We start from the raw sequence: 25739 nt of genomic DNA, 5'->3' as shown, positions 1-25739 counted from the left end.
ATCAGCGTCGCAGGAGCTTCGCCGCGTCCGCGCGCATCCGATCGATGATCGTGGCCGCCGGCTCGATGTGGGTGATGAGCCCGACGCCCTGGCCCGCGTCCACGGGGGCGATGGTCACGTCGTCGGAATCCATGGCGGCGCGCAGCATGTCGGCGCTGGGGCGGGTCTCATCGAATTCCGGACGTGACCAGGGATCGGTGACGTCGTTGCGCAGGACGCGGGCGGGGTAGATCGGCGGCCAGGGCAGGTCGAGCACCTCGTCGAACACGGTGGTCACGACGGTGTGCGTGGAGTCGGCCGCGAGCATCGCCCGGCGCGCGTTCTCCGGCAGCAGCGACTCCTCGGCCGCGGCCAGGCAGGTGCCGAGCCAGGCACCGGAAGCGCCCGCCGCCAGGACCGCGGCGAGCGTGCGACCCGAGCCGATCCCACCGGCCGCGAGCACCGGCACCGTCGCGGTCTCGAGCACGGCGTCGAGGAGCGGCAGCAAGGCGAGCCGGTCGGCGCCGTGCCCGCCGCCCTCGGCGCCACGGACCACCAGCACGTCGATACCCGCCTCCTGCGCACGATGCGCACCCGGCACGTCGTAGACCTGAGTGACCGTGCGGATACCCGCCGCCCGCGCCGTGGCCACCCACGAGAAGTCCGTTCCGAAGCTCACCGAGAGCAGGCGTGGGCCGGCGGCGATCGCGGCCTCGAGCAGACCCGGTTCCCGTTCGCGCACCCAGTCGACCAGCCCGATCCCGATCGCCGCGTCGCCCGCGGCGGCCAGTTCGCGCTCCAAGGCGGCCACCGATCCGGCGCTACCCATCCCGATCATGCCGAGACCACCCGCCGCGCTGACCGCGGCGGCGAGCCGCCCGCCCGCCGCGCCGCCCATCGGCGCGTTCACGACGGGGACCCGCAGGCCGAGTGAACGGGACCACGGGGTCGTCAGGATGTCGTCGTCCGGTGTGCTGGTCATGGCTCGGCACCTCTCGTCGCGGCTCGGCAGACCTCATCATGCCAAGCGCGGGTGGCGTGGTGGGGGAGCACTCGGGAACGGCCGTGGTGCGGGCCGGGCTCGGCGTAGTGTTCGTCAGCAGTGTCGTAGCCACGAACGGGGGTTCGGATGACGATCAGGGATCGGCTCGAGCAGGTGGTGAGCACGCCGCCGCCGGTGTTCGGCGAGCCACTGGACACCGCCGACGGCAGCACCGTGATCACGGTGGCCCGAGGCGGCGGGTTCGGGCGCGCGGCCCGTCCGGTCGGCATCTTCGTCGTCCATGGCGGGCGCGCGGACTGGATTCCCGCCGTCGACGCGAATCGCATCGCTCAGCTGGGTGAATGGATCGGTCTGCTCACCGGCGTCATCGCGGCGCTGGCGATTCTGTGCCGCCCGCCGTGGCCGGATCTGCGCCGTCACTGATCCCGTACAGCGCCAGTGCCTCGAAGCGGCACCAGGCCTGTTCGGCGGGAGTTGCTGCCGCCGGGTCGATCACGGTGCCGAGGAATCCGAGCACGCTCCACGACAGGAAGGTCACCGTGTCCGTGGTCGCTCCCTCGACCAGCTCGCCGATCAGCTCGGACACCGCCCGCCGGTAGGAGTGCAGCACCGTCGTGGTCGCCTTCGGGCCGACCAGTGGCCGGTACACCTCGGGATAGCGCCCGGCGAGGTGGAACATCACCCGCAGCGGCGCCAGCGGTGACCCGGGTACGGCGGTCGCGGTGATCTCGCGCCGCAGGAACTCGATGCAGCTGAGCAGCAACAGATCGTCCTTGTCGCGATAGTGCGCGTAGAACGTGGAGCGGCCGACATCGGCGCGGTCGATGATGTCGCTGACCGTCACGCGGTCGTAGCCGCGTTCGATCATCAATTCGATCAGCGCCCGGTGCAGGCTGTCCCGGGTGCGGCGCACGCGGCGGTCGGTGTGCTCGGCCATCGTTCCTCCGGGACGAAAGTGGGGAATCTGTCCGGAAACGGACAGATCCGGTGGTTCTGGTCCTGGTCGGCGGCGGGCGCCCGGTCGACCATGGAGCCATGCCACAGAAACAGCTTCGCACTCCGATGTTCGTCGACGACAGCGACACCGGCCTGGTCATCGCCGGTCTGCGCCGCTACAACGTGTTCACCGCGGCCTTCTTCCTCGGCAGGCAGCGCAGCCTGCACGCCGAGTTCGTCCGGACCGTCGGTGCCGGTCCAGGCCGGCACGCACTCGATATCGGTTGCGGACCCGGGAAACTCGTCCGCGCGCTGGGCGCGGCGGTGGGGGAGCGCGGTATGGCGGTCGGTGTCGACCCGTCCGAGATCGCGATCGCCGACAACCGCCGCCGAGACCTCGCGCCGAACCATCGCTACGAACGTGGGCCCGCTCAGGATCTGCCGTTCGGCGACGCCGAATTCGATGTCGTCACCTGCACTTTCGTCATGCACCACATTCCCGACGCGGCCAGGGCGACGGCGATCGGCGAGATGTGGCGGGTCCTGCGGCCCGGCGGCACAGTGCTGCTCGCCGATGCGTCGCCCGGCCCCGTCATGCGACGTGCGCTGGGGCCGCTGCTCGGTGGTGATCCGTTCGCGGAGGTCGATATCAGGCGCTATGCCGACGAGGTGCGCGCGGTCGGATTCACCGGACTCGAATACCGGCAGAGCAGGTACCAGACCGGGATTCTCACGGCGGCCAAGCCCGCGTCGTCCTGATCCGCGCTGCTTGTCGGTGCCCTCGGCTAGGGTCGGTTCCGACACGATCGATATCGAGCACGGGGGTGTGGGATGAAGTTCGATCAGCGGGAAACCGACGCGCAGGTCTTCGCCATCGCGGCGCACGGCGAGCAGCGCTACGGCGATCGACCCTATGTCATGCACCTGGCGGCGGTCCGCGCCGTGCTCGACGATTTCGGGTACGACGGCGCGCTGGCGGCCGCCGCCTGGCTGCACGATGTCATCGAGGACACGCCCGTCACCGCCGAGGAGATCGAATCCCGTTTCGGCCGTGAGGTTCTCGATCTGGTCTGGGCGGTGACCGGGATCGGTCCCGACCGTAAGGCCCGAAACCTGAACGCGTACAGCAAGATCGCCGCGCACCCGCCCGCCGTCATCCTGAAACTGGCCGACCGCACCGCGAACGCCGAGGCCAGCCCGCCGGAGAGCAGCTGGATGGGCATGTACCGCACCGAACACTCCACGTTCAAGGCGCATCTCGGCGGGCTCCTGGCCGACGACCCGACCGTCGCCCGCATGTGGGAACGGCTCGAACGCCGCCTCGATCTGTCGGTGGCGCCGCCGGAGGACCGGTGGACCGAGATCGACCGCTTGGTCGCCGACGGCAAGCACGCCGAAGCGGTCGCCGCGGTCCAGGCGGCATTCACCTGCACCCCGGGCGAGGCGGAACTCATTCTCGCGGAACGGGCGTAGGCCTCGCGGAACGGGAATAGTCCCGGTCGACGTCGAGACGCCGACCGGCGGCGCACGCGCCGACAGATGAGCGGATCGGTGCCCCGCACTCTGTTCGAGTGGGCGGGTTGCGGCGGCTGGTCGGTCCCGCGATCGAGGGCGGTCATGCCACCGGGTTGTCCACGGCCGGCGGCATTCTCGTGACCCAGCCGTCAGGCAGCGGCCCCGCAGCTCAGGAGAAGGAGCGGTGCATCCCGTCCAGCTGCCGGAGTTTGGTGGCGATCGAGGACGCCGCGTCCTCATCGAGTTGCTCGTGACCGGTGGTGCCGCCACCACCCGGCCCGCCGTCGTCGGCGACGACCCGGCGCGCCGACAGGTGCACGGCGTCGACTCCGGTGCGGTGCAGGGCGGGCAGGTCGGCGAGGGTGATCCCGCCGCCGGCCATGATCTGGATCCGGCCCGCGGCGTGATCGACCATGGCGGCGAGTTCCGCGCTGCCCTCGGCGCAGCGGGCCGCGCCACCGGAGGTGAGCACGCGCGTCATCCCCAGCTCGACCAGTGTGTCCACGGCGGCCGCCCGGTCGCTGATCACATCGATCGCACGATGAAAGGTCAGCTCGATGTCTTCCACCGGTACGCCCTCCAGCACCCGCCGCAGCGTGTCGACGTCGACTCGACGCTCCGGGGTGAGCGCTCCGACGACGAGCCCGGCGACTCCCGCCGATACCGCCGCGCGCGCATCGGCGTTCAGTACAGCGATCTCTTCGGAATCCAGATATGTAAAACCGCCTGCCCGGCAACGGATCAGCGCGTGTACCGGCACCCCGGTGGCGACCACCGCCTCGATCATCCCGATGCTCGCCGTAAGACCACCCGTCGCGCCCAGCGCCGCACACAGTTCCACCCGATCCGCGCCGACGCGGCGGGCACCGAGCGCGCCCGCCACATCCTGGACCGCGAATTCGAGGGCGGTCATCTCAGAACGACTGCCAGTCAGGCTTGTTCGCCAGCGCGTACCTGTAGTAGTCGGCCAGCTTCAGCTTGCTCGCGGCCGCCTCGTCGATCACCACGGTGACGTGGCGATGCCACTGCATCACCGAGGCGGGGCAGAACGCCGACAGTGGTCCTTCGGCCGCGGCGGCGATCGCGTCGGCTTTGCCCGCGCCCAGCGCGATCATCACCAGATGCCCGGCTTCCCCGATGGTTCCGAGGCCCTGGGTGAGCACGTGGTGCGGCACGTCCTCCGGGCCGTCGAAGAAGCGGGCGTTGTCCTTGCGGGTCTGCTCGGTCAGCGTCTTGACCCTGGTCCGCGAGGTCAGCGCGGAGCCGGGCTCGTTGAACCCGATGTGCCCGTCGGTGCCGATACCGAGCAACTGCACGTCCACCCCGCCGGCCGCGGCGATGGCGGCGTCGTAGCGCCTGCCCTCGCCCGCGATGTCGCCCGCCTCGCCGTTCGGGCTCAGCACCCGGGCCGGATCGAGGTTCACGTGATCCACGAACTCGGAGCGGATCACCGAGAAATACGACTGCGGATGCTCTTTCGGCAGCCCGACATACTCGTCGAGCAGGAACGCGCTCGCCGTCGAGAAGTCGAGCTTCCCGTCCCGGTAGCGTCGCGCCAGCTCCTGATAGCTGCCCAGCGGCGAGGACCCGGTGGCCAGCCCGAGGATCGCGTTGCCGCGTTCCACATAGCCACCGACGATGTCGGCGACGGTCGAGGCCACCTCGTGTTCGTCCGCCCGGATCACGATTTCCATCAGCTTCCCTCCGTTCCGGCGACGAACACCCGCCGCGGCTGCAATGACTGGTCGGTGACGAGCAGATCGGCGCGGGCGCCGACGGTGAGTGTGCCCCGGTCCCGGAGACCGAGCACATGAGCGGGCGTGCGGGTCGCCGCGGTGACGGCGTCGGCGAGCGGGACCCCGGCGCGACGCACCGTCCACCGCAGCACATCGAGCAGCCGGGCGGTCCCACCCGCGATGGCGCCCGGCAGCCCGTCGTCGGTGGCGAGCCGGGCGACCCCTTCGCGTACCCGCACGTCGAGCGCGCCGAGCTGGTAGTCCCCGTCACCGAGCCCGGCGGCCGCCATCGCGTCGGAGACCAGCGTGATCCGGTCGGGGCCCACCGTGTCGAACACCATCGCCACGGTCTCCGCCGCCAGATGCACGCCGTCGGCGATCAATTCGAGCACCATGTCCCCGCGCCCGGCCGCAGCCAGACAGGCGGCGACGGGACCGGGGGAGCGGTGGTGCAGCTCCGGCATTCCGTTGAACAGGTGCGTCGCGGTGATCGGGCCGCCCGTCGCCTCGGCGATCCGCGCCGAGGTGGTCGCCGCGTCGGCATCGGTGTGCCCGAGGCTGGGCAGCACGCCGTGACGGCGCATGGCGATGAGCAGTTCGGGGTAGTGGGCGGTCTCGGGCGCCAGCGTCATCGACCGCACGGTGCCCCGCGACGCCTCCCACACGCGTTCGAACAGGGCCGGATCACCGGGGATGATCGCGGCGGGATCCTGTGCGCCACAGCGGGTCGCGTTGAGGAAGGGTCCCTCGAGGTGGATGCCGAGCAGCGTGCCGTCCTCCACGAGATCGGCGAGCAACCCGGCCTGCCGAACCAGCACCTCGGGCTGGGCCGACACCAGGCTACCGAGCAAGCCGATGGTGCCCTGCGCGCGGTGCTCGGCCGCCGCGACCCGCGCACCCGCCGCATCGGCGTTCGGGAACCCGAAGCCGCCACCGCCGTGGCAATGCACGTCGATCAGCCCCGGCATGATCAGTTCGTCAGTGGCCGCCGGAAGCCGTTCCATCGCAGGATGATCCGCCGCCGCACCCACCCAGCTGATCCGGCCGTCCACGAATTCGACCACGCCGTCGGCGATCCCCGCACCGGCCAGCCGCCCGCGAACCACGCCGTCCGCACTCACCACGACACCTTCCCCACGACCGGCCCCGCTGTGACGATCGCTCCGCACCACCATCGAGTTCGGCCGCGACGGCCGAGCGCATCGTGGCTCGAAACCAGGGTCGCGACCCGCCGCACACGTCGGTGCGGTGCGCCTGCGGCGCCCGCCCGAACCGACGCCGCCGCCCGAACAGCGATCGCGGGCCGGACTTCGGCCCGGCCCGCACCCACGGTCGTGCGGCTCATGCCCGCCCGACGATCGCCGCCACCGCTTCCCGCGCGAGCTGCGGATTGCGCGCCGCACACGCCGCGTCGGCCGCGTCCCGGCAGATTTCGACGTCCACGGCCGACAGCGCCGCCCGCACCGCGGGCAACGCGGGCACCGACATCGACAGGCTCGTCACCCCGAGTCCCACCAGTACCGGCGCCAGCGCCGGATCCGACGCGGCCTCACCACACACGCCGACCGATTTCCCGGCCGCCGACCCCGCCGCACCGACCATGGCGATCAGGTCGAGCACCGCGGGCTGCCACGGATCGAGCAGGTGCGCGAGGCCACCGGCCATCCGGTCGACCGCGCACGTGTACTGGCTCAGATCGTTGGTGCCGATGCTGACGAAGTCCAGGTGCACCAGCAGGTCCGCCGCCCGCAACGCGGCCGCCGGGATCTCGATCATGGCCCCTACCTTGCGGAGGCCGGATTCCCGTGCGAGCGTGGCGAATCCGGCGGCCTCGTCGGCGGTGGCGACCATCGGCGCCATCACCCACAGGTCGGCGCCGGTCGCCTCGCCCGCCCTGGCCAGTGCGGTGAGCTGGGTGGCGAGGGTGTCCGGGAACACCGTTCCGATCCGCAGTCCGCGCACGCCGAGCGCCGGATTCTCCTCCGTGCCGAGATCGAGGAACGGCAGCGGCTTGTCCGAGCCCGCGTCGAGCGTGCGGACCACGACCCGGCGCCCGGCGAACTGCTCGAGCACCGCGGTGTACGAGGCGATCTGTTCGTCGAGGCTGGGCGCGCTCGCTTTGCCGAGGTACATGAACTCGGTGCGGAACAGGCCGACGCCCTCGCTGTCGACCGGTCCCGCCTTCTCGGCATCATCGACGGTGCCGATGTTCACCAGCAGCTGCACCGGCGTGCCGTCGGCGGTCTTGCCCGGCCCGCTGGCCGAGGCCAGCCGTTCCCGATCCGCGGCCGCCTGCTCGAGTGCGGCCTGCTGTCGCATCGGGCTCGGATCGATTACGACCGCGCCCGTGCCGCCGTCGAGCAGGATCGGTGTGTCCTCGACCAACCGATCGGTGTCGGGGCAGTTCACCACCGCGGGCAGCGCCAGCGATTTCGCCAGGATCGCGGTGTGGCTGGTCGGCCCGCCCTCGGTGGTCAGCAGGCCGACCACATCGCTGTCGCCGAGCATGGCGGTGTCGGCGGGCGCGAGGTCGCGCGCGACGAGGATGAACGGATACCCCGGTTCCGGGATGCCCGGCATCGGCTCGCCGAGCAGCACCGCGACGGTGCGACCGCCGATGTCGCGCAGGTCGGTCGCGCGCTCGGCCATGTACCCGCCGAGCGCCTCCAGCTTGGCGCAGAAGCCCTCGAAGGCCAGATGCACCGCGTGCGCGGTCGGCATGCCGTCGGCCAGCTGCTTCTCGGCGGCGGCGACGATGCCCGGATCGCGGGCCATCGTCGCCGACATGGACAGGATCTCCGCGGCCACCCCGCTCACCCGGCTCGCCCTGGCCTGCATCTCGTCGGCCACGCCGCCGAGCGCCTCCTTGACCCTGGCCAGTTCCTCGGGAACCGAGCCACCGACCGGGTCCTGTGCCGATGTCGCCAGCTGCGACCCGAACCGCAACCACGGCGCGACGACCACACCGGGGCTGACTCCGAGACCGCGGATCACCTGTTCACCCATCAGGCGGTCACTCACCTTCCAGTTTCTTGTCCGGCTTCGCTTCGGCCTCCGTGACCGTCGGCGTCTCGGTCCGAGTATCGCCGGTCACCGCGGGCGCGGGGTCGGCTTCGGCCGCCGCGTCGCCGCTCGTGCCGACCTCGTCGTCGGTCTCGGCCTCGCGACCGGGCGTGCGCAGGTTCCACTTCTTGATCACGAAGCTGAACAGCAGGTAGTAGATCACCGCGTAGCCGAGCCCGATCGGGATCAGCAGCCACGCGTCGGTGGCCTTGCCGAAGTTGAGCAGGTAGTCGATCGCGCCCGCCGAGAACGTGAAGCCGTCGTGGATGCCCAGCGCGTTGACCAGCGCCATCGACGTGCCGGTCAGGACCGCGTGCACCACGTACAGCGGCCACGCCACGAACATGAACGAGAACTCCAGCGGCTCGGTGATGCCGGTGACGAACGCGGTCAGACCGGTGGAGAGCATGATGCCGCCGACCAGCTTCTTCTGCGAGGGGCGCGCGTTGCGCCAGATCGCCAGGGCGGCGGCGGGCAGCGCGAACATCATGATCGGGAAGAAGCCGGTCATGAAGGTGCCCGCGGTCGGGTCGCCGGCGAAGAACCGGTTGAGGTCACCGCGCACGAGCTGGCCGGAGGCATCGGTGTAGTCGCCGACGAGGAACCACACCGTCGAGTTCAGGATGTGGTGCAGGCCGGTCGGGATGAGCAGGCGGTTGGCCGCGCCGTAGATGCCGCCACCGACGACGGTGTTGTCGGCGACCGTCTCACCCACCCAGGTGAGCGCGGAATTGAAGGCCGGGTAGATGAACGCCATACCGACACCGACCACCAGACCGGTCACCGCCGTCAGGATCGGTACCAGCCGCCGCCCGTTGAAGAAGCCGAGGAAGTCCGGCAGTTTCGTGCGATAGAACCGCTGCCACAGCATCGCCGACAGCAGGCCCATCACGATGCCGCCGAGCACGCCGTAGTTGATCAGCGCCTGCGCGCCCTTCGGATCGGTCTTGCCCTCCAGCACGATCGGTGACATCGCCTCGAAGACGCCGTTGATCACCATGTAGCCGACCACCGCGGCCAGTGCCGTCGAGCCGTCGGCCTTCTTGGCCCAGCCGATGGCGATGCCGACGGCGAAGATCAGCGGCAGCCAGGTGAACACGGCCTGCCCGGCCGCCGAGATCACCGCGGCGGTGCTCTCCAGCGCGGAGAACCGGCCGAGGAGATCGTCCTGGCCGATCCGCAGCAGGATGCCCGCCGCGGGGAGCACCGCGATCGGCAGCATGAGGCTGCGACCCAGGCGCTGCAATCCCGCGAACACCTTCGATTCTTGCTTGGGGCTGTCGGTAACGGCAGTCATGTCGACCTTCTTCGTGCCGGATTCCCCGGCGGTCTCGGCGAGCCGGAGAGACGTGCGGGCCTGTCCGGGGTAACTGTTGTGAACCGGTCACCCTGACGGGTACTGTCCGGTCATAACCAGTTGTAAGTTTGACCAGGTGGCTACCGGATGTCAACCGCGAAATATGACGTGGCGCACATTCGAGGCTCCCATACTGGAACCGGCAACCACCGCGGAAAGGGAGAACACATGTCCAAAGCGGAAGCGATCGTCAAGGGTCTGGGCGGCGCGGAGAACATCGTCGAGATCGAGGCCTGCATCACCCGGTTGCGTACCGAGGTGAAGGACGGCGGCAAGGTCGACGAGGCCGCGCTCAAGGCCGCGGGCGCGCACGGCGTCCTCAAGTCGGGCACCGTCGTGCAGGTCGTCGTCGGCCCCGAGGCGGACACCCTCGCCGAGGACATCGAGGACATCCTGTGAGTGTTCCCGTGCTGGCCCCGCTCGCGGGCGGGGTCGTCGCCCTCGCCGACGTCCCCGACCCCGTCTTCGCCGGCCAGATCGTCGGCTCCGGCGTCGCCATCGACCCCGACCGCACCCGCGGCACCCTCACCGTGACCGCCCCGATCGCGGGCAAGATCCTGAAACTGCACCCGCACGCCTTCGTCGTCTTCGGCGGCGGCGCGGGCGTGCTGGTCCACCTGGGCATCGATACGGTGAAGCTGAAGGGCGAGGGTTTCGTACTCCTGGCTGCCGAGGGCGACGAGGTCGTCGCGGGCGCCCCGATCGTCACCTTCGACCCCACCGAGATCGCGAATGCCGGTTACTCGCCGATCTGCCCGATCGTCGTCATGGACTCCGCGAAAGATTCGATCACCAGCGACACCATCGGTTCCACGGTGGAATCCGGTGCGCTGCTGTTCGATTCACCGTAGGGCGCGCTCCAGCTGATTCGCTGGACGCTTCAGCTGGTTTCGCACCCGATCCCATCACTGTCGTCGTCGAGCCCGTAGTCATCGGGCCCGATGACCCGAACCCTGCCGGTGTACGCGGGCCCGTTCCCGCCGCCGCCCGCGCAATCCACGTCACTGGTGATCGGGACGCACGGGTCGTACGACGAGTGACAGTCCCCGCCGGGCGGGGGTGGCGGCGGTGGGCAGAACTGACTCGATCCGCTGTTGTACAGCAGGTCGGTGATCGGATCGAATCGTGGCTGAACCATTCGGCCGCGTAACCCGTAGTTCGTGTCAACGGACCGAGGAGGATCGCCATGAGTTCAGCTGAGTCGACCAGTGCGCAGGTCGCGGAGCGGTTGTTCGGGGCGGCGCTCGGCGCTGTCGACGTCCTTGCGGTGCATCTCGGTGATCGGCTCGGCTGGTACCGCGCGTGGGCCGAGGGCGGTCCCGCCGACGCGGTCGAGCTGACCCGGCGGGCCGGCGGCGATCCGCGCTATGCCAGGGAGTGGCTCGAGCAGCAGGCCGCGACCGGGATCCTGGTGGTCGACGACGGCGGGTTCCGGCTGCCTGCGGGCGCCGCCGAGGTGCTCACCGACCCGAACAGTCTCGACTATCTGGCCCCGCTGGCCCGGATGTTCGCCGGCGCCGCCGTCCAGATGCCCGCGTTGGTGCGCGCCTATCGCGACGGCGGCGGGGTGAGCTGGTCCGAATACGGCGCCGACATGCGCGAATCGCAGTCCGACATGAACCGCCCCTGGTTCGAGCACCGCCTGGCCGCCGCGCTGGCCGGGGTCGGCGACGTGCACGCCCTGCTGTCGAGGCCGGGCGCTCGGGCCGCCGACATCGGTTCCGGGGGCGGCTGGTCGACGATCGCGCTGGCCCGTGCCTATCCCGAGCTGAGGATCGACGGCTACGACATCGACCCGCCCTCGGTGGCCATGGCCCGCGACAACGCCCGCGACCTGGGCGACCGCATCCGCTTCGAGCAGGCCGACGCCGCCACCGATCTGCCCGAATCCACCTACGACGCCGCGTTCGCCTTCGAATGCCTGCACGACATGCCGCACCCGGTCGAGGTGCTGGCCGCCATGCGCCGGTCCCTGCATCCCGGCGGCGCGGTCATTGTGATGGACGAGGCCGTGGCCCCGGAATTCACCGCTCCGGCAAGCGATATCGATCGCCTGATGTACGGGTTCAGCCTGCTGATCTGCCTGCCCGACGGCAAGGCGCACCCGGGATCGGCGGGCACCGGCACCGTCATGCGGCAGGCAACGCTCACCGAGTACGCCGAGAAAGCCGGATTCACCACCGTGGAGGTCCTCCCGATCGAGGACTTCGGCTTCTGGCGCTTCTACCCGCTGACAGCCTGACGCGTCGGCTCGGCACGCACCGGCCAGTGGGCGGCGAGATCATCGAAATACCGCTGGCTGCTCCACAACCGGTAGTTACCGATCACATACACCCGGCGCCGCGCCCGCGAGACCGCCGCGTTGAGCACACTCGGATCGGTGGCGGCCCACCGACGCGATCCGCCCGCGGCGGGCGAGGTGCCCAGGATCAGCACGATCACCTCGGCCGAATTCCCGTGCATCCCATGCACCGTTCCCACCTGCTGGGCGGCGAACTCCGGCCCGAGCACCTCGCGCGCCACCGCCCTCGCGCCGCGCGCGACATCGCGGAACGGGCTGAGCACCCTGATATCGCCCGCGTCGACGCCGTTCTCGGCCAGTTCGGCGAGCAGTTCGGCGAGTGCCTCACCTTCACCTGGGATCCAATTCCCTTCGGCCCGTGCCGACCTGACGTCGATCCACCGGTTCTCGCCGGGGAACTCCGGCCGCTCCGGCGTGCCGAAGACGAGCAGATCGTCGTCGTAGGCGAGTCGATGCGTGAGTTCGAAGATCGGCAGATCACTGCGTCGGTGCACCCGCAGCGGCGTCCCGACCCAGACGGGCTCGGCCATATCGGCCGGGGTCAGCCAGGTGCCGTAGCGCACGCCGCGGTCGGCGGCCCGCCGCGCCGAAGCCAGGTCCGGCATCCACTCCCGATCCAGCCCGAACCGCCGGATCAGTGCCTCCTGCGCCGACGTCGGCAGCGTCTCGACCGGTCCCAGCTGACGGTGATCGCCCACGATCACCGCCCGCCGCGCCCGCCACACGCCACCGGCCACCGACTGCGGCGCCGCCTGCCCGGCATCGTCGACGAACAGCCAGCCCAGCGCCTCCCGCCCGAGCCCGGCGAACAGGTGCGGCATGGCGGTGAAGGTCGTCGCGATCATCGGCACCGCGAGGAACAGCGTCTGCCAGGCGGCCGCCACGGTGTCGGCCTTCGGTTCCTCGGCGAGGTCGCCGCGGATCAGGGCGATCGCGACGATCAGGTTGTCGCGCACCCGCGGCGCCGCGCTGAGCAGGAACGCGCGATGCAGCCGCAGCGCGGCCAGGAACAGTTCCCGGCGGGCGGTCGCGTACTGCTCGTCGCCCCACGGATTGCACAGCTGGAACTGCTCGTCGTCGGCCGCGACGTCACCGAAGGGAATGGTGCGCGACCAGTGCTCGCGCGCCCGCTCGATGACCTCGATGGCGGCGGCCCGCCGCTCGGTGAGCGCGAGATGATCGCGAATGAGCGCGCGCCCGTGCTCGGCGGCCTCGGCCCACTGCGCACGCGTGTACTCGACCTCGGCTTGCCGTCGCCGCATCTCCGATTCGGCGATGTGCCGTTCCCGCAGCAGCTCATTGCTGCGTGTGCTCCACCGACGTCCCGCCTGGAAGCCGGTGGACAGCGACGTGAGGAATCCCGGTTTCTGCCCACCGTGTTCGCCGAGCAGCTTGCCCACCCGGTGGTGCGTGGCCTGCGCGCCGCGCAGGTGCTCGGTCGCGATCTGATGCCGTTCGCGCCAATGCGCGTGCGCGGTATCGGCGTTCGCGATCTCGGCGGACAGCGCCTGCAAGCGCTCGTGTGTCCCCGGCAGTTCGGCGACGGCGTCGGCGACGTCCTGGCGCTCCTGCGCCAGCCCGCGCACCTGCGCCCGCCGTGCGGCGAAGTCGCGGACGGCGGCGGCCCAGTCGGGCACCGAATCGGGTTCGGCCTCGGCGTGTTTGAGGAGGTCGAGCATGCCGCTCGTCGTCGCGCTGATCTTGCGTTCGGTGGCGAAGCGCTCGCCGAACCAGAAGCGTTCGCCGAAGGTCCGCCGGTTCTCGCCCAGCGCCGCGGCGACCAGTCCCCACGCGGGTTCGTCGCCGAGCAGGTCGGCGAGGTCGCCGAAATGGTCGACGTCACCGTCCACCGCGTCGCGCCGCTGGAGCTCGGTGACCACCTCCGCCGCGGCCTGCTCACCGCCGGTGCTCAGCACCACCTCGAACCCGGTGACACTCGGCGCCAGCCGATGCGCGCCGACCGTGTAGTTCTTGGCGATCCGGACCTGCTCGGTGACCCCGGCGAACACCGCGAGGGGATCGTCGAACGACGCCAGTTGCGCGGCGCGCTCGACGATAATGCCGGCGAGCAGATCGCGCAGCATCGTCGTCGTCCCGGTGCCGGGCGCGCCGTGGACCGCGAAGATCCCGGCGCCGTCCCGCAGTTCGGTCATGGCCTGGTCGACGGCGAACTGCTGGCCCGACACCAGCAGGTCACCCGGCCACCGGCCGTCCGGAATCCGTTGGGGGAGCAGTCCTTCGACGACGACGTCCTGCCGTTCGCGCACGTCGATCCGGTCCTCGACCGGCAGTGCCTGGGTGGCGGCGAGGTAGTTTCCCAGCGCCACACCGATATCGCCGCGGTCCACCGCCGCCGCCAACCGGGCGAGGTCGTCGCTCAGGCCGCTGTTGAGCCGGTCCTCGGCCGCGACAATCTCGGCATCACGTGCGGGCACCTGGAGGCACACCACGCGCACCCCGCCCGCGCGCAGCTCGGAGCGGATTCCGAGGGCCGAGCACAGTTCGCCGGTGAAGGTCTGCAGATCGCGCCCGCTGAGCCGGGGCGCCTCGACGGGCTCTTCGGGGCCGCGGGGGAGGAGCCGCTCGGCGAAGGCTCGCGCCGACATCCCCGCCAGGCCCGGTGAGATCACCCCGCCGGCGGCCAGCAGGGAGGCCCCGACGCCACGGCCCGCCATGTCGAGGGCCCGCCAGCGCGGCGGCTGCGGCGCTTCCCCGTCTTCGAGCGCGGCTTCCTTGGTCAGGGTGTCGAAGGCTGCGGTGAAAGCCGCCGAGTCGGAATCGAACCCGTCGACCCAGCCGCTGTCGGCCGGCCCTGGCGCGCGCAACCGGTTGATCGCCCACGCCAGCCCCGACAGTCGCGCCGAATCCCGGACGACGACCCCGTCCTCGGTGAGGGTCACCGCGAAGGCCGCCGTGGTCCCGGCCCGCCTGGCATCGGTCTCGAGCCGGTCCTCGCCGAACGCGCGGACCAGTGCCTCCCTGGCGCGCCCGATACCGAACAGGCCGCCGAACACCACGAACTGCCACACCCGCCCGGTCTGGGTCTCGGGCAGCGCGGCGAGGTTCTCCCACGGCGCGGGGTCGTCGGCCGCCAATTCGACGACGAGGCCGGCGTCGGGCAGCGCGCCGACGTCGGGAACTCGATGCGGACCGAACAGTTCCACGGTCTGCCAGAAACGTACGAGCCGCGCAGCGTGCTCGGATCCGCCCACGAAGCACCTCAATCCGTCGGCCATCATGCTGACAACCCCGAACACGCTACGCGATCGCGGTTCCCCGGGCACGCCACCCCGGGCGCGCGTCAGCCGATGAAGCCGGGAAGCTCCCGTGCGGCGGGGACCGCCGCGCCCAGTTGCGCGGCGGCGTACCGCAGTTGGTCCTCGGTGTGCTCGGAGGTGAGGAAGAAGCGCAGCCGCTCGCTGCCGACCGGCACCGCGGGCGGGGTGATCGAGCCCGCGTAGATCCCGTGCTGGAGCAGCCGCGACGCGACGTACCCGGCCCGGTGTTCCTCGGGGACGAGGACCGGGCAGATCGGCGTCCGCTCCGACACCCCGAGGTCGAGGTCGTGCTCGGTGAGCAGTGCGTGGAAGAGCTCGGCATTGGCCCAGAGCCGGTTCAGCCGCTGTGGTTCGCCGTCGAGGACGTCGAGCGCGGCCGACGCGGCGGCGATCGTCGACGGCGCGGGCCCACCACTGAGAGTGGAGACACCGGGCGCGCAGAATTTCATCGCCCCGATCAGCTCGGCGTCGCCGGCGAGGAAACCGCCGCAGCTGCCCAGGGCCTTGGACAGGGTGCCCATCCAGAGGTCGACCGCGTCGCCGGGCAGGTCGAAGTGCTCGCGGATGCCACGGCCCCGCGCGCCGAACACGCCGAGCGAATGCGCCTCGTCGACCATCACCGCGCAATCGAATTCCCTGGCCACCGCGGCGATCTCGGTGACCCGGCCGATCGCGCCGTCCATGCTGTAATGGCCCTCGAGCACCACGAGCGCGCGATCGAACTCGCCGCGCGCCATCCGCAGGACCGAGCGCAGCGAGTCGGGGTCGTTGTGCCGGAACGTCAGCTGTCGAGCGCCCGACCACCGCACCCCCGAGCTCACGCTGCGGTGGATCAGCGAGTCGCAGACGGCGACATCTCCGGCACCCAGCAAGAATCCGATCACCCCCGCGTTGGTGAGGTAGCCGCTGGTGGACACCAGCGCGTCGCCCACGTCGTACATCCCGGCGAGCCGCTGTTCGAGTTCGCGGTAGAGCGGGATCTCCCCGGCGATGATCCGCGAGGCCGACGCGGACGCGCCGTAGGTGTCGATGGCGTCCTTGGCCGCCTGGATCACGGTCGGATGGTTGGCCAGGCCGAGATAGTTGTAGGCGCTGAAGTTGACCAGTTCTCTTCCCTGCCAACGGATCAGGGTGTCGTTGGGGCTCTCGCGCAGCAGGAAGACCGGGTTCGGCATCCCGTACAGCGCGTGGGTCCGGTCGATCATCTCGCGTTTGCGCGCCATCGCCGCCACCTCCGGGTGATCGGCGAACTGCCGGCCGGGACCGCGTCGGCGGGCGACCGGCGCCACCGGTGCCTGCGTCGATCCGGAGAGCAGTTTCCTGGCCAGGTCGCGGGCGGATTCGCTCATGCCGTCGCCCCGCCGACCAGCACCGCGGCCACTCGCGCACCGGCCTGTTCGAGGCTGAACGAACGGCCCATGTTCATCGTCATCAGGTCGACGCCGAGCGATTTCGTCACCAGCGCACCGAATTCCACCGCCATCAGCGAGTCCAAGCCGAGTTCGGGCACCGGCACCGTGAGATCGATGGTGTCCGCCGCGACACCCATCACCTGCGCCAGGTGTTCGGCCAGCAGGTAGGCGACCACCTCACCGCGTTTGTCGGCGCCGAGCGCGGCGAGTTCGGCGCGAAGTCGCGCCGCCGCCGAATCATCGTGTGCCGCGGCCGTGATCTGCTCGGCGAGCCGGCCGGTGAGCGCGAAGAACGGCGCGGTCGCGGCCACCTTCGACCAGTCGATCGGCATGATCACCGCGTGCGTCACGCCGAGGCGTAGCGCCTGCTCGAGATAGCCGGTGCCCTCGTCCATGTCGAAGGAGTCGAAGCCGGTGGTCCGCAGGTAGCGGGCGATGTTCTCGTCGGCGGCGGCCATCCCACCACCGGACATGTGGCCCCAGCCGACCGCGAGGGCGACACCACCCGCCCTGGTCACCGCGTCGGCGTAGGCGTGCAGCGCGGAATTGGCGGCGGTGTAGGCGAATTGGCCGACGGCGCCGAACATCGCCGAACCCGAGGAGTACAGCACGAAGTGGTCGAGCCGCGCGCCCGCCGCGTCCAGCCCGGCGACCAGCGCGCGCATCCCGTCGACCTTCGGCCGGTACACCGTGGCCAGGCTGTCGCGGTCCATGGCTGTGGCGCGGTGGTCGTCGATGACGCCCGCGGTGTGGAACACCCCGCGCAGCGGCGTCGCGGGCTGGTGCGCGCGGGCGATCACCGCGGCCACCGCGTCGGCGTCGGTGATGTCGACCTGTTCGGCCGTCACGGTGACACCCTGCTCGGCCCACGCCGCGAGCTGCGCGCGGGCTGCGTCGGTGTGGGCGCCGCCGCGCCCGAGCAAGGTCAGCCGGCGCGCGCCCTTACCGACCAGCCAGCGGCCCGTCGCCAGCCCGAACGCGCCGAAACCGCCGGTGATCAGGTATTCCGCGTCCGCCTCGACGCGCACCTCCGGCAGCGACGGTCGCACGGACGGCTCGGTCTCGGTCAGGTCCAGGGCCACCCGGCCGCCACCGCTGGAGCGCGCGACGGCTTCGAACGCCTGGCCCACCTCGGCGGTGCCGTAGTAGGTGAACGGCAGCGGCCGGTAGGTGCCGTCGTCGAGCCGGGCGTTGATTCGCCGGATCAGCGCGAGCACGTCGTCACGCCGCACCCGCGCCATGCGGTCCAGATCGAAGGAGTAGTAGGCGATGTTCTTGTCGAAGGCCGACAGGTCGAGCACACCGCCCGCGTAGATGTCGGCCTTGCCGATCTCGACGATGCGCCCGAATTCGGCGACCATGGTGAAGTTCTGGCGCTGGAGCTCGCCCGGCGCGGTACTGAGGATCACGTCGACACCGCGTCCACCGGTGAGCGCGAGCACCTCGTCGACGAGGGTGAGCGAGCGCGAGCCCAGCACGTGGTCGGCGCCGGCGTCGCGGACCTTCGCCCGTCGCTGTTCGGTACTCGCGGTCCCGATGACGACGGCTCCGAGCGAGGTGGCGATCTGCACCGCCGCTGTCCCGACACCGCCCGCGGCACCGTGCACCAGCACCGTCTCACCCGGCCGGATCCGGGCCAGCTCCAGCAGTGAATGCTCGGCGGTGGCGAAGGCCGTACCGCTGGTGCACCGGCCCGGCTCGGTCGCCGGGTCGACGTGCGCGAGCAGGGCGGCGTCGGTCGTGTGATAGCGCGCGACCATGCCCTTGGAGGTCAACACCACGGTGTCGCCGACCTCGAATCCCGTGACGCCGGGCCCGACCCGCGCCACCCGCGCGGCCCCCTCCATGCCGGGCACCGTCCCGAAATACGTAGGCGCCAGCTCACGCTCACCCAGCACGCCGATCACCTTCAGCGCATCCTTGTAGTTGAGCCCGACCGCGAGCATCCGCACCTCGACCTCGCCGGCACCGGGCGCCCGACGCTCGCAGCGCCGCCAGCCCAGCCGTCCGAAGGTCCGCGACGACGGCACCTCCAGCGCGAAATTCGCCTCGGGATCGGCGAGCGGCGCGGCGGTGTCGAGCGCGTCGAGCCGCCGCGACAGCGATCGCTCGACCACGGTGGTCCACCGCAGACCATTGCGCAACACCACCTCATCACTGAGGTCGTAGGTGAACGCCCCCGGCACCGCGAGTTCGGCGGCCAGCTCGGCCGCCGTCACCTCCGCGTCGACATCGATCAGCCGCCACCGCAACCTCGGCTGCTCGTTGAGCAGGACCCGCCGCGCCCCGGCGATCGCGGCCTGACCGGGATCCGGCGCCGTCGGGTCGGCCGGATGGGCGTAGGCGTGCGCGCTCAGCACGGTGACGTGCAGCGATCCGTCGCCGGTCATCGGCAGGTCGACGCCGAGTTCGGCGCACCGGGCGTCGAGGAACCGTTCGACCGCCACCGCGATCTCGCGCAGCGCCCACAGCGCCGCGATGTCCTCCGCCGCACCCGGCACCACGCAGACGTGCACGCGCCGCACGTCGTCGGTGGCGACGATGTCGCGCAGGCGCCGAGTCAGCCGGGTGATCAGCTCGTCGTCGTCGAGATCCAGTGTGACGACGGCGGATCCGGCACCGTCGACGGACACCGCCTTGCGTACCTGCTCGAGGCGGTGCTCGATACCGTCACCGAACCCGAGCACCAGGCTGAACAGCCCGTCGCCACCGGGCAGACCCGTCGCGTCGACGGGCTCACGCAACTCCCAGCGTTCCTCGTAGAAGAGGTCGGTCATTCGGTGCAGCGGCCCGCCGCGAGGAGTCAGCCATCCGAACTGAACCCCACTGAGCCGCAAGCACACTCCACCCTCGGCATCGACCAGGTCGAGGTCGGCGACCGAGTCGGCACGCAGCCGCGCGAGCACGGTCACCTCGGCGGGCAGCGGCGCCAGGCGGGACACCGACCGCACCCCGACCGGCACCATCGTCCCCTCCTGCGCCTGTCCGGCCAGCAGCGCGGCGACGGCTTGCAGCGCCGCGTCCACGACCGCCGGATGCGCGAGATACCCGGTGCCCGCGCCGATTCCGCCGTCCACCCGAGCGACCACCATCGCCGATCCCAGCCCGATCGAGGTGACCCGCCGAAATGCCGGACCGTACTCCAATCCCACCGCCGCGAGCCCCGTGTAGAAGTCGGCGGGCTCGACCGACGTCAGCGCCGCCGCGTCGGGCACCTCGGCGGTGACGGGGGAGTAGCCGCCCTCGACGACCCGGCCCGTCGCGTGCACGGTCCACACCGTCCCGGCGGCACCCCGCGAACGGATCGTGAACCGCCCGGTCGACTCCTCCAGATGCAGATCGACGACCGGCGCCGTCCCGCTGTTCACCACAAGCGGCGCTACGAACCGCACCCCCTCGAGCCCGACCTGCGCGGACTCCGACCTGGCCGCGGCCGCGCTGAGCGCCGCGTCGAGATATCCCGCACCGGGCAGGATGGTCATCCCGCCCACCACGTGATCGGCCAGCCACGGCTGCGCCGCGATCGACACGTGCAACCGCCACGTCGCTGGGTCCTCGGGCAGCCGGTCGCCCAGCATCGGCGGCGCCCCCGGTGTACCGTGCCGGGACAACCGCAGCTCGGGCAGTTCCGACCGCAATCGGGTGCGCTGCCACGGATACCGAGGCAGGTCGACATGCGGTGTGGGACCCGGCACGTCGGCGAAGAGCCGCTCGATATCGAGCGCACCGGCCGCATAGAGATCGGCCAGCACCTGTCGCAGACTCTCCCCATCGGTGCGATCCCGACGCAAGGTGGCGATGGTGGTGCCCGCCTCGCCGGCGCCGATCAGCATCTCCCGGATATTGGCCCCCACCACCGGATGCGGGCCGACCTCGACGAACACCCGATGACCCGCCTTGATCGCGGCCGAGACAGCGTCGGCGAAGCGCACCGGTCTGCGCACATTCGCGCACCAGTACTCGGCATCCCAGGTCGCGCCGGTGACGGCTGCACCGGTGACCGTGGAGTACAGCGGAATCCGGGGCTCGGCGACGGTGAGCCCGGCGAGCGCGGTGCGCAGGTCGTCGAGAATGGGGTCCATCAGCGCGCTGTGATACGGCACCTCCACCCGCAACGGCCGTGCGAAAATGCCACGGGCGGTGAGCAGTTCGGCGATCTCATCCAGCGTGTCGACCGCACCCGCCAAGGTGACGGCGCCCGTACTGTTGATCGCCGCGATATCGACCGAATCCGTCGCGTCGACGAGCTGAGCCGCCTCCTCGGGGCCGAGACCCACCGCGAGCATCCCACCCGATCCCGCCGTCGTGGCCTGTAGCCGGGCCCGATGGAAGCTGACCAGCACCGCGTCGCGCAGCGACAGCACGCCGGTGACGTAGGCCGCCGCCACCTCGCCGACGCTGTGCCCGATCACCGCCACCGGCTCGATCCCGAACCGCCGCAGCGCGGCGTGCAGCGCGACCTGGACGAGGAAGGTGGCCGGTTGCGCCACTGCGGTGCTGGTCACCCGCGACTCCGCTTCTGGCCGCAGCAGCTCCTCGATGATCGACCACCCTGCGACAGCACGGAACTCCGCGTCGATCCGCCGCGCCTCCGCCGCGAAAACATCGCCCGCCGAGGTCGTCGCGGCGTCGGTGTGTCCGGGGCCGGGCGGCACGCCGGGGTGGCGCAGGTCGGTGCCGGTGAGCAATTCGCGCGCCATGCCCCACCACTGCGGCCCCATGCCCGTGAAGACGTACACCGGCCCGGTCGCTCGCTTGGCGACCGTCCGCCCGACCCTTCCCGATCCGGTCGCCAGGTCCATCAGGCCCCGCACCAGCGCGGTGTCGTCGGCGAACGCGAATGCGGCGCGCACCGGATGATGATGACGCCGCCGCCACGCCGCCTCCGCCAGCATCGCCGGATCGGCACCGTCGGCGATGCGCTCGGCGACCCCGCGCGCCAGCTCCCGCACCGCCGCCTCGGACCGCGCCGACAACGGCATGACCCCGAAATGCGCCGGTGCGCGATCCGCGCCGGTACTCGGCCGGTACTCCCGCAGAATCGCGTGCGCGTTCGTGCCGCCGTAGCCGAACCCGTTCACCGCCACCGTCATCCGCTCGACCTCGGCGGCCACCGGCTCCGCTTCGGTCTGCACGCGAATTCCCCACTCCTCGAACGGGATATCCGGATTCGGTGTCTCCAACCAGCCCTGCGGCGGAATCATGCGATGCCGCACCGCGAGCGCCGACTTGATGACACCCGCGATGCCGGACGCCGCCTCGGTGTGCCCCAGCGTCGCCTTCAACGAACCGACCGGAAGCGGTTCCGGACGCCCCGCGCCGTAGGCCCGCCCGATGGCCCGCAGCTCCAGCGGGTCACCGACCGGCGTGCCGGTCCCGTGCGCTTCGACGTAGCTGACCTCGGGCGCCGCGATCCCGGAACGCCGGATGACTGTGCGCGCCAGCGATTCCTGTGCCGCCGCGTTGGGAACCGTGATGGCCGTGGTCCGCCCGTCCTGATTGGTCCCGGTCGCCTTGACCACCGCGTAGACCCGGTCACCATCGCGTTCGGCATCGGCGAGCGTCTTCAGCACCACGACTCCGGCACCCTCGCCGCGCCCGTACCCGTCGGCCGCCGCGTCGAACGGCTTGCTGCGCCCGTCGGCGGCGAGGAACCCGCCCTTGCACATCGAGACGAAGGTCTCCGGCTGCGTCATCACATTCACACCGCCGGCGATCGCCAGCTCGCAATCACCGTTCTCGATCGCCCGGCACGCCAGATGCAGCGCCACCAGCGACGACGAACACGCCGTATCCACCGTCACCGCGGGCCCTTTGAGGTCGAGCGCGTAGGCGATCCGGTTCGACAACATCGTGTACGACACCCCGACGGCCGTGTGCAGGTCCACATGCGGCAGCGCGGGCCCGACCGAGCCCACGAGCTGATCGAGCGTGAACGCCCCGACATAGACCCCGACCGAGCCCCCCGCGCTGCGCCCGGCCAGCCCCGCGTCGTCGAGCGCTTCCCACGCGACCTCGAGAATCAACCGCTGCTGCGGATCCATGACCGTGGCCTCGCGGGGCGAGATGCCGAAGAACTCCGGGTCGAACGCCCACGGATCACCGGTCATGAACGCGGCACGCTTGGTGTACATGCGACCCGGCGCACGCCGATCGGCGTCGTAGAACCGACGCCAGTCCCACCGCTCCGGCGGGATCTCGCGCACACCGTCGCGCTTCTCGATCACGAAGTCCCAGAACGACTCCGGCGAATCGATGCCACCGGCATAGCGGCAGCCGATTCCCACAATGGCGATATCGGGCATAGCGGTCCCCTCGAACTAGGAAAGAATCGATCGGAGCGGGCGGCCTCCGCGGCCGCGTGCCCTGCTCAGACCGGGTGTGGACGCCGAACGATGACGTTCAGCTCAGGTCCCGAATCGCCCAGTCGGACAGCGCCGACGCGCTCGGTACCCCAGGCCCGGTAGTAGTCCACATTGGCGTCCTTGCAGAGCGCGCACAGCGCCACGCCCTGCCGGTCGGCCTTCGCGACAAGCGAGTCGTAGAGTGCCCGCCCGACCCCGGTGTGCTGCGCCGCGGGCTCGGTGCCCAGGTAGACGTGGAACAGATGCGGTTCGTCCGGGGCCACGCGATCCATCGCCTGGTCGACCTCGGTCCCGCGTCGCACAGCACCACCCATCGCCGCGAGATAGCCGGGCCCAGCGAAGAATTCGCGTGCTCCACCCGGCCGATACCCCACCGGATACCACAGCATCGCCCCCACGATCCGGCCGTCGACGAGCGCCACCTCGGCGCCGCCGACCGGCAGGAACCGGTGCGTGATCATCGCGCGCAGCATGCGTGGCGCCCGCCGAGCACGGACCTTCGCGTCCGGGAAGAGGTAGTCCTCGATCGGGTCGTCCTCGGCGAAAGCGGCGGCCAGCACCCGCACCATGTCGGCGGTGTCGGCACGCGTCCCCGATCGGACACCCACACGGTCACTGTGTGTCAAAGCTGTTGTACCTCAAACGATCTGCCCCGAACCGCGACGGCTCTACCGTCTGGTAGGAAACTGGTCGTTAGGCTAACTCAGTAGCCGACGAGGCCCCCGGAATTCGCCGGACAAGCCGAATCCCGCAAGGTCGCCCCATGTCAAGCCGTACTGACATCACCGGTGATCTCGCACGTCCGTGGGGCAATCGGCGGGCGGCGAGATATAGACCTGCGATGCCGCACCGATGACCCCTGCGCGCTGGGGTCCTGCCTCCACCGAGCACGGCGATGGCATCCCCTTCGGGACCGCCCCTCGAACCTCCTGAGCCGGTTGACCCTGAAGTGGATGTCCATCCATCCGATGCTCCAGCTCAGCCGCACAGTGGCCGCGGCGCCAGTGCGGGGCCAAGCCCTAGGGGGGGGGGGGGGGTTGGGTAGGGTTTGGATGGTTGCCCCCCCGGGCCCAACGCGTGGCCCCCGGGCCCGGGGCCAAGCCGTCGGCTGCGGCGGTGAGATCGATCGGATGTCGAGGATGCCGCCCCGTCGCCATCGGCTGGCCACCGGTCCCGGTGCTGGTCGGAATCTCGGTGAATGGCGATGAGCACCACAGTGCCGAACTCAGCCCTCGCAAGTGCTACACCTCGGCGTTGATAATTTCGGATCGGCGGCAAGAGTTGACCGATCCGTGGCCCGGGAAACACCCCCACCGAATATTCCGTTGACCATCCTCGGCGCCGAGCCGCACGCTGACCGGGTGAACGAACTCGACCGCGCGGCCGACCGCTTCGCCGTGGGCGAGCTGCCGGAGACCGACCTGTCGATGGTCGCCGCCGAGGCGCTGGCCCGCGGCCTGGAATCGCCCGCTCTCGTCGAGCTCGCTTGCCTGCACCGCACCGACACCCGCGACGCGACCGCGCTGTACCGCACGGCCATGGCCGAACTGGGCTTTGTCGACGACACCGATGCCGCATGGGCGGCCCGGGAGTCCGATGTGCGGCGTCGACGGGTCGGGATGCCCGCCGCGATGCTGCTGGCACACGACGACGAGCTCGCCTAGCGGGTCGGTCGGCGCGCGACCGCACCTCCGGGTGCTTCGCCGACCCGCGAGAGAGGCGATCCCCATTCGTGAGCGTCGTCGCGCGGGACTTACCAGCTGAGCAGCATCTCCACCACCGCCTTGGGCGCGGCCAACCACTCCCTGACGTTGTTGCGCACTTCGGTGGACCGCCGACACTCGCAGTACGCCACCACCCCGTCCGCCTCGATCCCCGCCGCCCGGCACAGCGCGACCGCCCGCGGCAGATGCTGATACTGACTGACGATGATCGCCCGCTCGACCCCGAACTCCGACCTGGCCCGCTCGCACGTCGCCCTCGTCGACAGGCCCTCCCCATCGGACCGCACCATCGCCGGGTCGATCCCGTGCTCCAGGAGATAGCGAGTCATCGCAGCGATCTCGTCGCCCGAGGCGCCGCCCGCGTCACCGGACAGGAGGATCCCGCGCGCCTTCCCCTCCGTCACCAACTCGATCGCGACATCGAGCCGCCCCCGGAGATAGGCCATCGGCGTCCCGTCCTCGGCCACCTTCGCGCCGGGCACGATCACCACCGGAACCTCCGGCGCGCCCGCCACATCACCGCGATGCCCGGACGACAACGCCCACATCACCCCGTTCGCCCCGGCCGTCACCGCCGCGAGCCCGCCGACGACGACCAACCCGGCCACGACCAGCCGCCGAATCCGCGACTTCCGAACACCCACCACGCCGACCTCCCTTGTCGCTCACGCACGCTACCGATCGGACATACGCCATGAAACGCCGTCTGACTAGGGAATTTGACATCGCAATTGTGGACACGTAAATTAATTCAAGTCAGAGCGACACGGACACCGACCCGGTACTGAGTACTGGGACAACGAGGTTGGACGATGAGCGCCGACAACATCAAGTAGTACAGCTCACGCTGACCGGATTTGCTTCCGGCCGAGTGCGTGCGTTAAGTTTGAACCCTGCCTGGCGGAACCCCCGACGAATCGTTGACGGTGTTCTGCTTGTGCGTGTGTTCTTTGAGAACTCAATAGTGTGTCGATGAATGTCAGTGCCAATATTATTATTGGTTCCGGCCTTTCATACCCCCCGGTTGGAAGGTTGGACATTTGAACAACAGCGAATCTTTTTTGCTGGT

The 25739-nt window shown here is 70.5% G+C and carries 19 protein-coding genes; 7 read left to right on the top strand and 12 right to left on the bottom strand.

Annotated elements, in window-relative coordinates:
* Position 1 precedes the first annotated feature (1 nt).
* On the bottom strand, positions 2–937 hold the full coding sequence (locus tag QH270_RS24270) for an NAD(P)H-dependent flavin oxidoreductase (RefSeq protein ID WP_280346402.1): 936 nt from the start codon (positions 935–937) through the stop codon (positions 2–4).
* A gap of 171 nt (positions 938–1108) precedes the next feature.
* On the opposite strand from QH270_RS24270, the gene QH270_RS24265 reads away from it, so the two are divergent.
* Complete coding sequence (locus QH270_RS24265; RefSeq protein WP_280346392.1) at positions 1109–1405, top strand: hypothetical protein; 297 nt, start codon at positions 1109–1111, stop codon at positions 1403–1405.
* Here QH270_RS24265 and QH270_RS24260 read toward each other — a convergent pair.
* A complete protein-coding gene (locus tag QH270_RS24260; protein ID WP_280346391.1) occupies positions 1347–1919 on the bottom strand; it encodes a TetR/AcrR family transcriptional regulator in 573 nt (190 codons plus the stop codon). The genes QH270_RS24265 and QH270_RS24260 overlap by 59 nt on opposite strands.
* 98 nt (positions 1920–2017) lie before the next feature.
* Here QH270_RS24260 and QH270_RS24255 point away from each other — a divergent pair, with 98 nt between their 5' ends.
* Together QH270_RS24255 and QH270_RS24250 are read left to right on the top strand one after the other, a co-directional pair.
* A complete protein-coding gene (locus QH270_RS24255) occupies positions 2018–2677 on the top strand; it encodes a class I SAM-dependent methyltransferase (protein WP_280346390.1) in 660 nt (219 codons plus the stop codon).
* Positions 2678–2749: 72 nt separating this feature from the next.
* On the top strand, positions 2750–3391 hold the full coding sequence (locus QH270_RS24250) for an HD domain-containing protein (RefSeq protein WP_280346389.1): 642 nt from the start codon (positions 2750–2752) through the stop codon (positions 3389–3391).
* A 211-nt stretch (positions 3392–3602) separates the two neighbouring features.
* On the opposite strand, the gene QH270_RS24245 is transcribed toward QH270_RS24250, so the two are convergent.
* From QH270_RS24245 to QH270_RS24225, 5 genes are all read right to left on the bottom strand, one after another.
* Positions 3603–4346 carry a copper homeostasis protein CutC gene (locus QH270_RS24245; protein ID WP_280346388.1) on the bottom strand — a complete coding sequence of 248 codons (744 nt, stop codon included), beginning with the start codon at positions 4344–4346 and terminating at the stop codon, positions 3603–3605.
* A gap of 1 nt (position 4347) precedes the next feature.
* Positions 4348–5127 (bottom strand): glucosamine-6-phosphate deaminase, encoded by a 780-nt coding sequence (gene nagB / locus QH270_RS24240; protein ID WP_280346387.1) that lies wholly within the window; start codon positions 5125–5127, stop codon positions 4348–4350.
* Positions 5127–6344 (bottom strand): N-acetylglucosamine-6-phosphate deacetylase, encoded by a 1218-nt coding sequence (locus QH270_RS24235; RefSeq protein WP_348537686.1) that lies wholly within the window; start codon positions 6342–6344, stop codon positions 5127–5129. Before QH270_RS24235 ends, nagB begins: the two co-directional genes overlap by 1 nt.
* A gap of 166 nt (positions 6345–6510) precedes the next feature.
* Positions 6511–8175 carry a phosphoenolpyruvate--protein phosphotransferase gene (ptsP, locus tag QH270_RS24230; protein WP_280346401.1) on the bottom strand — a complete coding sequence of 555 codons (1665 nt, stop codon included), beginning with the start codon at positions 8173–8175 and terminating at the stop codon, positions 6511–6513.
* Between the two features lie 7 nt (positions 8176–8182).
* Entirely contained in the window at positions 8183–9529 is a 1347-nt protein-coding gene (locus QH270_RS24225; protein ID WP_280346385.1) for a PTS transporter subunit EIIC, read from the bottom strand.
* 228 nt (positions 9530–9757) lie between these two features.
* On the opposite strand from QH270_RS24225, the gene QH270_RS24220 reads away from it, so the two are divergent.
* From QH270_RS24220 to QH270_RS24205, 3 genes are all read left to right on the top strand, one after another.
* Positions 9758–9988, top strand: coding sequence for a PTS glucose/sucrose transporter subunit IIB (locus tag QH270_RS24220; RefSeq protein ID WP_280346384.1), 231 nt, complete (start codon positions 9758–9760; stop codon positions 9986–9988).
* Positions 9985–10440, top strand: coding sequence for a PTS sugar transporter subunit IIA (locus tag QH270_RS24215; protein WP_280346383.1), 456 nt, complete (start codon positions 9985–9987; stop codon positions 10438–10440). The genes QH270_RS24220 and QH270_RS24215 overlap by 4 nt, the downstream gene beginning before the upstream one ends.
* A gap of 335 nt (positions 10441–10775) precedes the next feature.
* A complete protein-coding gene (locus QH270_RS24205) occupies positions 10776–11831 on the top strand; it encodes a class I SAM-dependent methyltransferase (RefSeq protein ID WP_280346382.1) in 1056 nt (351 codons plus the stop codon).
* Here QH270_RS24205 and QH270_RS24200 read toward each other — a convergent pair.
* The 4 genes from QH270_RS24200 to QH270_RS24185 form a co-directional block, all read right to left on the bottom strand.
* The gene (locus tag QH270_RS24200) at positions 11813–15103 is read right to left on the bottom strand and encodes a DEAD/DEAH box helicase (protein ID WP_280346381.1); all 3291 of its coding nucleotides are present in this window, start codon (positions 15101–15103) and stop codon (positions 11813–11815) included. The two genes, QH270_RS24205 and QH270_RS24200, sit on opposite strands and share 19 nt — an antisense overlap.
* An 89-nt stretch (positions 15104–15192) precedes the next feature.
* Positions 15193–16518, bottom strand: coding sequence for an aminotransferase class I/II-fold pyridoxal phosphate-dependent enzyme (locus QH270_RS24195; RefSeq protein ID WP_280346380.1), 1326 nt, complete (start codon positions 16516–16518; stop codon positions 15193–15195).
* Positions 16515–22886, bottom strand: a complete 6372-nt coding sequence (locus tag QH270_RS24190) for a type I polyketide synthase (RefSeq protein WP_280346379.1) — start codon at positions 22884–22886, stop codon at positions 16515–16517. Before QH270_RS24190 ends, QH270_RS24195 begins: the two co-directional genes overlap by 4 nt.
* Positions 22887–22951: 65 nt before the next feature.
* The gene (locus tag QH270_RS24185; RefSeq protein ID WP_280346378.1) at positions 22952–23554 is read right to left on the bottom strand and encodes a GNAT family N-acetyltransferase; all 603 of its coding nucleotides are present in this window, start codon (positions 23552–23554) and stop codon (positions 22952–22954) included.
* A gap of 717 nt (positions 23555–24271) precedes the next feature.
* Here QH270_RS24185 and QH270_RS24180 point away from each other — a divergent pair.
* A complete protein-coding gene (locus QH270_RS24180) occupies positions 24272–24610 on the top strand; it encodes a hypothetical protein (RefSeq protein WP_280346377.1) in 339 nt (112 codons plus the stop codon).
* An 89-nt stretch (positions 24611–24699) separates the two neighbouring features.
* On the opposite strand, the gene QH270_RS24175 is transcribed toward QH270_RS24180, so the two are convergent.
* Positions 24700–25317, bottom strand: a complete 618-nt coding sequence (locus QH270_RS24175) for a SanA/YdcF family protein (RefSeq protein WP_280346376.1) — start codon at positions 25315–25317, stop codon at positions 24700–24702.
* Positions 25318–25739: the final 422 nt, after the last annotated feature.

The sequence above is a fragment of the Nocardia neocaledoniensis genome (assembly GCF_029868625.1).
Taxonomy (GTDB): domain Bacteria; phylum Actinomycetota; class Actinomycetes; order Mycobacteriales; family Mycobacteriaceae; genus Nocardia; species Nocardia neocaledoniensis_A.
Note: the sequence above shows the minus strand (reverse complement) of the source record. Positions and strands in the feature narration are given on the sequence as shown.